Source organism: Novosphingobium sp. 18050 (assembly GCF_902706195.1).
Taxonomy (GTDB): Bacteria; Pseudomonadota; Alphaproteobacteria; order Sphingomonadales; family Sphingomonadaceae; genus Novosphingobium.
Window position 1 is genome coordinate 1 of sequence record NZ_CACSJO010000116.1, and the last position, 396, is coordinate 396.

The window sequence follows — 396 nt, forward strand, 5'->3', positions numbered from 1 at the left end:
GCTCAAGGACCGCTTCAAGGTCCAGTTCAAGGTGGCTCGCCCCATGGGTGACGGCACCCCCGCCACGGAAAATTGATGCATCGAACATGGCCGGAGGGGCTTTTATCCGGCTATAATACGAGGCTACGGTGGCTGTAGCTCAGTTGGTAGAGTCCAGGATTGTGATTCCTGTCGTCGTGGGTTCGAGTCCCATCAGCCACCCCAAGAAATGCTAGTAAAAACAAGGACCTTCGGGTCCTTGTTTCGTTTCAGGGGCACGCCAGGGGCGAAGCGGGAATCGCTGACGATTGTCCTGGTGCTTTGGCTGCCTGATCGCACTGCCAGACTTCGGTGGGTCTTTGCTGCCTCTGAGCATATCGACTCACTCAAGCATCGCCGGCAAGCACTGCCTCGATA

The 396-nt window shown here is 56.8% G+C and carries 1 tRNA gene; it reads left to right on the forward strand.

Annotation, left to right across the window (positions count from 1 at the left end):
- Positions 1-128 precede the first annotated feature (128 nt).
- Positions 129-204: transfer RNA gene (locus GVL61_RS24640), tRNA-His, on the forward strand.
- Positions 205-396 lie beyond the last annotated feature (192 nt).